This window comes from Mesorhizobium sp. M2E.F.Ca.ET.209.01.1.1 (genome assembly GCF_004010375.2).
Taxonomy (GTDB): Bacteria; Pseudomonadota; Alphaproteobacteria; order Rhizobiales; family Rhizobiaceae; genus Mesorhizobium.
In genome coordinates this window covers 1-284 of record NZ_SADP02001278.1, presented here as the reverse complement: position 1 = coordinate 284, position 284 = coordinate 1, and the positions used below count along the sequence as shown (strand labels likewise).

1 protein-coding gene is annotated in these 284 nt (G+C 65.1%); it reads left to right on the top strand.

Annotated features, from left to right (window positions below; all coding sequences use genetic code 11):
- On the top strand, positions 1-284 hold a 284-nt coding region (locus EN852_RS41585), incomplete at both ends, for a hypothetical protein (protein ID WP_189546672.1).

Below are 284 nucleotides of genomic sequence, written 5' to 3'. Positions count from 1 at the left end.
CACAGCTACGGCGCCGACGGCGCCGGCTCGACGCTGCTGACCGCTACCGGCATCGTGCTGCCGGCCGGTTTCACTGCAGCCGTGAGCAACGGCGGGCAGACTCTGACCATCAGCCAGGGCGCCACCGCAGTGTTGTTGATCCAACTCGCCGATACAAGCTCGGGCAACTACACCGTCACGCAGTTGCACGCGATCGACCATCCCGCGGGGCTGAACGAGAACAACGTCTCCTTCACGGTCAACTATGTCACCACCGATGGCGACGGCGACACTGCCACCGGGTC